Genomic DNA, 9,468 nt, shown 5'->3' on the forward strand with positions numbered 1-9,468 from the left:
GGTCCGGGTCGGGGTCCAGTTCGGCGAACGAGCGGAGTTCGTCCGGGGCGGGCACGTCCGGCATTGTCGCGGCGTCGTGGCGCAATCCGTCCAGATGGTCGTCGGTGAGCCAGATGAGGCCCTCCGCAATGGCCGTTCCGTCCTGGTGCATAGAGCACCGCACCGACTCGGCGCGTTTCGACCGGCGCAGTGTCGTCACTTCCACATCGACGGGGGCGAACTGTCCGACCGACAGGAAATGGCACGACAGCGACGCCACCCGCGGAAGCGATCCGTGTGCCAGCGCCGCCCGCGCGAGAATGGCGGCCACGAAACCACCGACCGGGCCCCACGCCGACCAGTCGGGCACCAGTTCGGCGACGTAGCGTCCGTTGTCGCCCTTCACCGCCGTGTCAATCGCGAGATCCCTCACACTCGGCACTCTAGATCGCGACCTCCACCGTCTCGACCCGATTTCCAGGTCCGGACACCGCGCCGTATCAGGCGGCCGGTGAAGCGACGCGACCGCCAGGCTTCCGCTCCCCCGCCCGCCCGGGCGGGCCGAGCGTTCCTATCCGACGTGCGTGCGGAGCCAGTCCAGGGCCGACTCGGCGGAGTTGAGAACGGAGATATGCCCGTCGTCCGGGGAGAGGCGCAGGTGTGCCGTGGGGCAGTGGCGGGCGAGCCATCGGCCGTGGGACGCGGGGACGATCCGGTCCTGACCGCCATGCAGGACGAGGAGCGGCGCGGTGATGGCGGCCGGGTCGAATCCCCACGGGGCGACATAGGCGAGGTCGTCGTCGACCAGCGCGCCGACACCGTTCTCGACGGCCGGGCCCACTACCTCTTCGAACCATGACCATTCGCCCGCGAGCGCGGCGTGGTCGGCCGGGGTGAACATATCCGGGTCGTAGGGGGCCTTCGCCTCGTAGTCCTCTTTCGCCGCGCGTCCCGCGAGGGCGGCGCGCAGCGACGCCTCGCTGGACGCGCCCATTCCCGCGAACCAGTCGAGCCCTTCGGCGCCGAACGGGGCCGGGGCCGCGACGCTGACCACCCCGAGGACGCGGTCGGCCAGCAGCGAACCGCGGGCCAGGGCATGCGGCCCGCCGCCGAAAACAGCCGAAACGACCTGTGTTCACCGGGTCAATACTGTAAAGATTTCTGTCACAGCGGTCATGCCGCGCGCATCCGGGCTCATATCCGGGGTTCGCGACGCACATCTTGTCCCGGCCGGCCGCCGGTCGCCGCCCCGCCGCCCGCTGGCCGCCGTCCGCTGATCGCCGTCCGCCGGTCACGTCCGCCGTCCGCCCTCCGCCGCCAGGTCGGGCCCGGCGGCCTTCGGGCGCGCGGGGCTATCGCGAGACCTGCCGGACCTGGCAGCATCGGTCGCGACCGCCTCCGGAATCAGGGAGAGCCGCCGTGAGCACACATCCCGAGATCGATACGACCATTCCGCATTCGGCGCGGGTGTGGAACTACCTGCTGGGAGGCAAGGACAACTATCCGGTCGACCAGCTCGCCGGCGACAAGGTCTGCGAAATCTTCCCGGGCATGGTCGACCTCACGCGCCATTCCCGGTACATGCTGACGCGGGTCGTCCGGTATCTGGCCGATGACGCGGGCATCCGGCAATTCCTGGACATCGGCACCGGCCTGCCGACCGTGGACAACACCCATGAGGTGGCGCAGCGGATAGCGCCCGAATCGCGGATCGTGTACGTCGACAACGACCCGCTGGTCCTGGTGCACGCCCAGGCATTGCTCAGGAGCACGCGCGAAGGGGTGACCGATTACATTCAGGCGGACGTCCGCGACCCCGAGGCCATCCTGGCGCGGGCGTCCAGGACCCTCGACCTCAGCCGGCCCGTCGGGCTGATGCTCATGGGCATTCTCGGCCTGGTCGGCGACTACGACGAGGCGCGGTCGATCGTCGGCCGGTTGATGGCGGCGCTTCCATCGGGCAGTCACCTCGCCGTCTATGACGGCACCGACACCGACCCCGACTATCTGGAGGCCATCGCCCGGTACAACGCGAGCAGCGGCGCCGTGTCCTACACCCCGCGCAGCGTCGACCAGATCGCCCGCTATCTCGATGGGCTGGACGTGCTGGAGCCGGGCGTCGTCCCCGTGTCCCGGTGGCGGCCCGAGCCGAGCCCCTGGGAGGAGCCACCGGCGGTGCCCGGCGCGGGCGGGGTCGCCCGCAAACCCTGACGCCCCGGTCGCGGGCCTTCACCCACCGAATTGTAGAATTTGGTTCGGTTTTCGGTGAGTGGCGGCGAGGGGACGGCGGAATGCGCGAGATCGCGGCGGCGGTGGCGGAGCCGATCGGGCGGCTGGGCGGGGCGTTCATGCGCTCGCGGGAGGCGAAGGCGTACTCGGTGGAGTCGGGCCTCACCGGCTGGACGCCCTATTTCCGTGGCCGCTGCGGAGTCCTTGGCGACGTCGACGCCGACGTCGTCGCGGCGGCGGCCGGCTTCTTCCCGGTCGCGACGGTGCGGAAGGCGTGGGAAAGGGGAGCCGGTCTCCCCACGGCGACGGCCGTCACCCGCTACGCCGACGTGGCCCAGGGCTTCGGGCGCCGCAAGCTGGACGGCTTCGCGGAGTCGGCGCGGCTGGCCGACCTGCTCCAGCGCGTCGTGGACGGCGGGCCGGTGGTCGCCGCGCCGCTCTTCGCGGGCTGGCGGGCGGTGCCGTTGCCCGAGGACGATCGAGCCCGGGTGATCCAGCTCGCGCACGTCGTCCGCGAGCTGCGCGGCGGGCTGCACATCGTCGCGGTCCTGGCGAGCGGGCTGAACCCGCTGGAGGCGGTGCTCAGCGGCCGCTCGGCGCTCCTCCTCGACGGCGAGCCGAACGCCGAGTACTTCGGCTGGCCGCGCCCGTATCCCGAGGTGACGGACGACGTCCGGCGCCGCCGCGACGACGCCGAACGCCTCACCGACGCACTGATGGCCCCCGCCTTCGCGCCCCTCGGGACGACCGGGGCGGACGAGCTGGTCACCCTTCTCCAGAAGGCGGAACGGGCCGTTTTCGGCTGACCCGCCGCTCTGGTCAGTCGCGGGCGCGTTTCTCGATTCCGAGGGTCAGTTCCGCGTTCCGTTCCTCAAGCTTCCATTTCCCCTCGCGGTAGGCGTGGTTGGTGATCCAGAACACCATCACCCGGTGGTCGGGGAAGCGGGCGAATTCGCCGAACGACCAGTCGTTGCCGCCATCGTGTTCGACCACGGTCCGGCCGTCGCTTTTGCGGACGACGCCCCAGCCGTACCCGTAGGAGAACTTGTCGCCGTTCCGCACTCCGACGAGGACGTGCGGTGTGAACATCTGGCGTTTGGCGCGTCCGGAAAGGACCCGGTCGCCTTCCAGCGCGCGATGCCAGCGGAACATGTCGCGCGGCGTCGACAGCAGGCCGCCGTTGCCGCGCAGGTACCAGTAGGGCCCGTCGGCGGCCCACGGGTGCTCGTACGGGCGCCCCTGCGGCGCGCCGTTCTCGTCGTACTCCACCGCGACCTGGTCGCGTTCCCACCGGGGCAGGACGTACCCGGTCCGCGTCATGCCCGACGGCGCGAACAAATGCTCGGCGAGGAAGCGTTCGTAGCCGGCGCCCGAGACCTTCTCGACGATCGCCGCCAGCAGGCTGTATCCCACGTTGGAGTAGTGGAACTCGGCGCCCGGGGCCGACTGCGGATTCGATTTCAGCGCGGCGCGGATCATGCCGTCGCGCGAGACCGGGGCGTAGTCGTCGCCGCCGATGTCCTCGTCGTCCAGGCCCGCGGTGTGCGTCAGCAGGTGATGCAGGGTGATCTCGCGCTTGTCCGCGGGCACCGGGCCGAGGAATGCGCCGATGCGGTCGGTCACCCGCAGTTTGCCCGCCATTTCCAGCTTCATGATGGCGGCGGCGGTGAACTGCTTGGTGATGGACATGACGTCGTAGACGGTGTCGCAGCGGGCCGGGATCTTCCTCTCCCGATCGGCGAAGCCGAAGCCATCGCAGTGCACAAGCCGTCCGTCATGGGCGGCGGCGACCGTGCCGCCCGGCCCCTTCGGCAGAGTTCCCGCCAGGAAACTCTGAATGGACGGGTCAACGCGCTCCCGCACGCTCTGATCCGCCCCCCGGAGGCCAATACCAGCGGTCCCCGCACCACCGCCGCACGCGCTGACGACGCCAATCGCAGTAAGCGCCAGAGCACCCGTTCCGGTGCGAGAGGGAAAGCGGTTCATTCTCATGCCCCACGACGCTACGGAGATCATCGCGCGGCGTCGTCCCTCGGGCTGATGAGGAAGCGGGTCCCTCGTGCCGGGGACGGCACACTGTGATCATGACGATGCTGGAGACGGAACGGCTCCTCCTGCGGCCTCTGACCGGCGAGGACTTCGACGACTACGCGGCGATGCTGGCCGACCCGGACGTGGCCTCGGGCCTCGCGGAGAGCGTGGGCACCAGCCCGGCGGACGCCTGGCGAAGCCTCGCCACCTTCATCGGCCACCGGGAGATCCGCGGCTACTCGCACTGGGCGGTGGTCGAGAAGGCGACGGGCAGCTTCGTCGGACGCGCCGGACCGTGGCAGCCGCACGGCTTCCCCGGCCTGGGCGTCGGCTGGTGCCTGGCCCGCCGCCACTGGGGGAAGGGATACGCGGCCGAGGCAGGCCGCGCGGCTCTCGCGTACTGCTTCACGGAGCTGGCGGCCGAGCAGGTCATCTCGCTGATCCTGCCCGCCAACGCCCGTTCCATCGCCGTGGCCGAGCGCATCGGGCACCGCTACCTGCACGACACCGAGTACAGGGGACAGAGCGTCCACGTCTACGGCCAGCAGCGCCCCACGTAGCTCCTACGCCTCGTCCACGGTGGGTTGAGGGCCTCTCGGTGATGGATCCGTGGTGGGCACGGATGTGGGTCAGTGGTCCTGGACGCGACGCTTCTCGGCAGTTGGACACCTGCTGAGGAGGCCCCGATGACCACCACGACGAGCACAACGACGGCCACGGCGGACGGCGCGGGCGCCCGGCCGCGGCTGATGAGCCGGGCGTTCGCGCTGGTGCTCGTGGCCGGTGTGGGCTCGTCCACCAGCTTCTACCTGCTGTTCTCTTCGCTGCCCCGGTACGCGGACGCGACCGGTGCGGGCGGGGTGGGCGCCGGGCTGACCACGGGCGTGATGATGCTCGCGACGGTGGCCGCCGAGCTGGCGGTCCCGCGGCTGGTGGCCCGGTGCGGATACCGGACGGTCTTCGGCACCGGCCTGGCGCTGCTGGGCGTTCCGGCGCTGGCGCTGCTGGGCGTTCCGGCGCTGGCGCTGGCGACCTCGGGGAGCATGGCCATGATCTTGATGGCCTGCCTGGTGCGGGGCGCCGGGTTCGCGGTGGCGGTGGTGCTGGGCGGGGCGCTGGTGGCCTCGATCGTCCCGGCGGAGCGGCGCGGCGAGGGGCTGGGCATCTACGGGATCGCCTGCGGTGTCCCGGCCATGGTGGCTCTCCCGGCGGGCCTGTGGCTGGGCGACCTGGTCGGGTACGCGCCGGTGTTCGCGCTGGCCGGCGTGTCCGCGCTGGCCGGGCTGGCGGCGGTGCGGGACCTGCCGGGCCGGCGCCCCGAACCGGAGGCGCCGCTCGGCCTCGTCGCCGCCGCGCGGAAGCGTGAGCTGCTCGTCCCGTCGCTGTTCTTCGCCGCCACGACCGTCGCGACGGGGATCACCGCCACCTTCCTGCCCCTCGTCGGCGGCGCGGTCTCCGCCTGGGCCCTGCTGGCGCACGGCCTCGCGGTCACGTGCACCCGCTGGTGGGCCGGACGCAACGGCGACCGGTACGGCGCGGCGCGGCAGCTCGTCCCCGGGCTGGTGATCTCGGCGAGCGGCATCGCCCTGCTGGTGCTGGTGTCCAGCCCGGCCGCGGTGCTGGCCGGGATGGTGCTGTTCGGCGCCGGGTTCGGGCTGACCGGCAACGCCAGCATGGCCGTGATGCTCGACCGCGTCCCGTCCTCCTCCTACGGGACGGTCAGCGCCCTGTGGAACGTCGCCTACGACGTCGGCATCGGCCTCGGCGCCACCGGGTTCGGGCTCGCCGCCGTCCACACCGGGTACCCGGCGGCCTTCGGGCTGACGGCCGCCCTGATGCTGCTTCCCCTCCTCGCCGGGAGGAGCGCACGCACCCGCCCCGAGCGCGCCCGCACCGCCTGACCCTCCATGAAACTCAGCTGAGAAAGGGAACGACCATGAGGAAGATCATCGTCTCCGAGGTCACCCACCGGCACCGGACGGCGACGTCCGCGGACGGGACGTCCATCGCCTACGACCGCATCGGCGCGGGGCCCGCGGTCGTCCTCGTCCAGGGCGCGTTCTCCAGCCGCAACGACCCGATCATGACCGGTATCGCGGACGCTCTGGCCTCGAAGTACACGGTCTACAACTACGACCGGCGGGGGCGCGGCGACAGCGGCGACACCGCGCCGTACGCCGTCCAGCGGGAGATCGAGGACCTGACCGCGCTGATCGGGGCGGCCGGTGGGACGGCGATGGTGTTCGGCGGGTCGTCCGGCGGCGCGCTCGCGCTGGAGGCGGCGGCCGCGGGCGCCCCGATCACGAAGCTGGCCGTGCTCGAGCCGCCGTACGTGACCGCGCCGGGCCGGTCGCTGCCGTCCGCCGGGGAACTCGGCGCGCTCGCCGAGCAGGGACGGCGCGGGGAAGCCATCGAGCTGTTCCTCACCAAGGGCGCCGAGATGCCACCGGAGGCGGTGGAGGGCATGAAGGCCCAGCCGTACTGGGCCCACATCGAAAGCGTCGCGCACACCCTCGCCTACGAGGCGGCGGTCGTGGGCAAAGGGCCGGTCCCGGACCGTCTGTCGGCCATCGCCGTCCCGGTGCTGGTGGTGGCGGGTTCGGCCAGCACCGACCGGATGCGGGACGCGGCGCAGGCGGTGACCCGCCAGCTCCGGGACGCACGACTGGAGTGGCTGGACGGCCAGGCCCACGGCCAGGTCGACCCCGCGTCCCTCGGGACGGCGGTGGGCGAATTCTTCTCCGCCTGACCCTCCCTGCGGATGGCGCACCTCCCAACCGAGGTGCGCTATTCGCATTTCGTCAGAGCGGACAGTTCGGCGCGGCCCTCGTCTGCCCGCTCGGGGAGGAGCAGCAGCGTGGACGCCCGCTCGAAACGGGCACCGATCCGCTCCCACCCTTCGACGGAGGCGGCCAGCTCGCGGGGATCGTCGTGGAGGCGTCCCCTGGCACGGGCCAGGCACGCGGCGCCCCAGAGGTTCTCGGCGACTGCGGCCTCGGCGGCGCCGACCCGCGCCGCCGCGTCCGGAAGGCCCGCCAGGACGGCGAGCTCGGCACCGGCCGCATGGGAGTACCCGGCGTACATCGGGTTCGCCGCGTCCGAGAAGAGCCCGGCGACCAGCTCCGACGCGCCGTCGAGCCGCCCGGTGTGGACGGCGACCAGCGCGTCCACGAATCCGGCGAGCGCCGGGAGGTCGAACACCTGCCCGGTCGGCGCGCCGGGCGTGCGGGCCCGCCACTCCAGGTACCGTCCGCGATCACCGCGCAGGCCGTGGACGAGCGCGGGGCCGACCGCGACCGGCAGCATGAACCCGCTCTCCAGCCGCCCCGTCCGCACCCAGCTCTCCCACGCCTCGTCGGCGTACGGCAGCGCCTCGCCGAACCCGCCGCTCAGCGCCAGCGGCAGGATGATGATGTTGGACGACAGGTGGTACTGGTCTTCGAGCAGGTCGTCCGCCAGCGCCCGCCGCGCGACGGCGAGCGCCGCGGGCAGGTCCCCCGCCGCGATCGCGCAGTTCACCGCCACGTGCACGATGTCGACGATCTCGACCGCGCTGGCCGGGTCGTCGCGGGGCAGGACGTCCAGCAGGTCCAGCCGGGACAGGGCGATCCGGTGCGCGTCCCGCAGTCGGCCCTCGCGCAGCGCGGCGCTGACCGTCGCGTCGAGACCGGCGCTGAGCAGCACCGGGTCACCCGTCGCACGCGCCGCCGCCACGGCCTCCTCCGCCCGGGCGGGATCGGTGCTGTACGGCTCGGGCGAGGCCGTCCATGCGCGGGCGGCGGCGAGCCACGCCGCGACGACCGGATCGCCGGGATCACCGGCGTCCTCCGCGCGCTCCAGCAGCCGCCGCAGCTCCTCGTGCGGGATCAGGCCCCAGCCGGGATTGCGCGCCGTCGTGACGACCGCCGTGGCGAGGAGGACGGCCTCCGCGTCGCCGTCCGCCGCGTCCCGGGCCTGGTCGGCCGCGGAGCGCAGCAGGTCGAAATGCCGGTGGTCGCCGGTCGGGAGGACATGCGTGCAGTCGGCCGCGCTCTTGAGGTCCCTGGACGCCTCCCCCGGCGACCCCGCCCGCTCGGACGCCTCCAGGAAGTGGCCGTACGCCTCGCGCGCGAACCGTCGCGTGTAGGCGAGGCGCCCCAGAGACCGGGCCAGCTCGTGCGCCACGTCCCCGGCCTCCGCGGGCGCGGCGGCCAGCGCCGCGCGCAGATCGTCCGCGACGGCGTCGAACTCCCGCCCCTCCCCGCTCCCGGCGGCCAGATCGGCGGCGACCTTGGCGGCCCATGCCAGATGCAGATCCCGCAAGACCGCCTCTTCACCGCCCAGCGCGAGGTGCTCCCCGGCGAACACCCGGACGGTCTCCAGCAACCGCCAACGACCCGACCCTGCCTTGACGACCAGGCTCTTGTCGACGAGGCGGCCCAGCACGTCGGCCGCCGCGCCCGCCGTCGTCCCCGGGGTCACGGCGAGGACCGCGTCCAGGTCGAACCCGCCTGCGAACACCGCAAGCCGCCGGAACAGTCCGCGCTCCTCGTCGTCCAAAAGGTCGTGGCTCCAGGCCAGGACTGCACGGAGCGAACGGTGCCGTTCGTCCGCCCCACGGCCGCCCGCGAGGAGGCGCAGCCGATCGTCCAGCGCGGCGAGCACACCGGACGCGCCCAAGGCCGCGCTCCGGGCCGCCGCCAGCTCGATCGCCAGCGGCATGCCGTCCAGCCGGGCGCAGATCTCCGCCACCGCGCCGGGCTCCGCCGCGAACTCGGGGTCGGCGGCCAGGGCCCGGTCGGTGAACAGCGCCTCGGCGTGCGAGGACAGCGGCAGCGGCCCCACCCGGACGATCCGCTCCCCGGGAACGCCGAGCCGCTCCCGGCTGGTCGCGAGGATCCGGGTGCCGGGGCAGGCCGCCAGGATCCGGTCGGCGAACCCGGCGACCGCGTCCAGCAGGTGCTCGCAGTTGTCGAGGACGATCAGCGTCCGGCTCCGCCCCAGCCGCTCGATGATCGCCGTGTGCAGCTCGGTCTGCGGACGTTCGGTGACGTCCAGCGCGGCCGCCACGGCATGCTCGACGAACCCGTCCCGCACGGGCACCAGGTCGACGAACACGCCGCCCCGCCGGGACGCGGCCGCCGCGACCGCGACCAGCCTCGACTTGCCGACCCCGCCCGGCCCGAGCAGCGTCACCAGCCGAGATCGACCGGCCGCCGCCTCGATCTCCGCCAGCTCCTCGCCCCGCCC

General features: G+C 72.9%; 9 protein-coding genes. 5 read left to right on the forward strand and 4 right to left on the reverse strand.

The features are described 5' to 3' along the window. Both ETD83_RS35410 and ETD83_RS35415 read right to left on the reverse strand, forming a co-directional pair. Nucleotides 1-412: acyl-CoA thioesterase domain-containing protein (locus ETD83_RS35410; RefSeq protein WP_138649568.1), on the reverse strand; the 412-nt coding region annotated here is incomplete at its 3' end. Nucleotides 413-550: 138 nt separating this feature from the next. Beyond that, nucleotides 551-1,033 (reverse strand): alpha/beta fold hydrolase, encoded by a 483-nt coding sequence (locus ETD83_RS35415; RefSeq protein WP_205718052.1) that lies wholly within the window; start codon nucleotides 1,031-1,033, stop codon nucleotides 551-553. 365 nt (nucleotides 1,034-1,398) lie between these two features. Between ETD83_RS35415 and ETD83_RS35420 the strand changes: the two genes are divergently transcribed. Next, entirely contained in the window at nucleotides 1,399-2,190 is a 792-nt protein-coding gene (locus tag ETD83_RS35420; RefSeq protein ID WP_138649569.1) for an SAM-dependent methyltransferase, read from the forward strand. 80 nt (nucleotides 2,191-2,270) lie between these two features. Continuing rightward, nucleotides 2,271-3,014: an SCO6745 family protein gene (locus ETD83_RS35425; protein WP_230421396.1), complete on the forward strand. Its 744-nt coding sequence runs from the start codon at nucleotides 2,271-2,273 to the stop codon at nucleotides 3,012-3,014. Between the two features lie 13 nt (nucleotides 3,015-3,027). On the opposite strand, the gene ETD83_RS35430 is transcribed toward ETD83_RS35425, so the two are convergent. Next, complete coding sequence (locus ETD83_RS35430) at nucleotides 3,028-4,071, reverse strand: serine hydrolase domain-containing protein (RefSeq protein WP_205718053.1); 1,044 nt, start codon at nucleotides 4,069-4,071, stop codon at nucleotides 3,028-3,030. A 221-nt stretch (nucleotides 4,072-4,292) separates the two neighbouring features. On the opposite strand from ETD83_RS35430, the gene ETD83_RS35435 reads away from it, so the two are divergent. From ETD83_RS35435 to ETD83_RS35445, 3 genes are all read left to right on the forward strand, one after another. After that, on the forward strand, nucleotides 4,293-4,799 hold the full coding sequence (locus ETD83_RS35435; RefSeq protein WP_138649570.1) for a GNAT family N-acetyltransferase: 507 nt from the start codon (nucleotides 4,293-4,295) through the stop codon (nucleotides 4,797-4,799). A 126-nt stretch (nucleotides 4,800-4,925) separates the two neighbouring features. After that, the gene (locus ETD83_RS35440; RefSeq protein WP_138649571.1) at nucleotides 4,926-6,140 is read left to right on the forward strand and encodes an MFS transporter; all 1,215 of its coding nucleotides are present in this window, start codon (nucleotides 4,926-4,928) and stop codon (nucleotides 6,138-6,140) included. A 35-nt stretch (nucleotides 6,141-6,175) separates the two neighbouring features. Next, a complete protein-coding gene (locus ETD83_RS35445) occupies nucleotides 6,176-6,988 on the forward strand; it encodes an alpha/beta fold hydrolase (RefSeq protein ID WP_138649572.1) in 813 nt (270 codons plus the stop codon). 38 nt (nucleotides 6,989-7,026) lie between these two features. On the opposite strand, the gene ETD83_RS43105 is transcribed toward ETD83_RS35445, so the two are convergent. After that, the coding region (locus ETD83_RS43105) for an ATP-binding protein (protein ID WP_171064620.1) at nucleotides 7,027-9,468 on the reverse strand (2,442 nt) is incomplete at its 5' end.

Source organism: Actinomadura soli (assembly GCF_005889715.1).
GTDB lineage: Bacteria > Actinomycetota > Actinomycetes > Streptosporangiales > Streptosporangiaceae > Spirillospora > Spirillospora soli.

Excerpts from the sequence above, each read along its gene's own strand:
- ETD83_RS35440 (WP_138649571.1), top strand. The coding sequence starts at position 4,926 with ATGACCACCACGACGAGCACAACGACGGCCACGGCGGACGGCGCGGGC.
- ETD83_RS35445 (WP_138649572.1), top strand. The coding sequence starts at position 6,176 with ATGAGGAAGATCATCGTCTCCGAGGTCACCCACCGGCACCGGACGGCG.
- ETD83_RS35425 (WP_230421396.1), top strand. The coding sequence starts at position 2,271 with ATGCGCGAGATCGCGGCGGCGGTGGCGGAGCCGATCGGGCGGCTGGGC.
- ETD83_RS35435 (WP_138649570.1), top strand. The coding sequence starts at position 4,293 with ATGACGATGCTGGAGACGGAACGGCTCCTCCTGCGGCCTCTGACCGGC.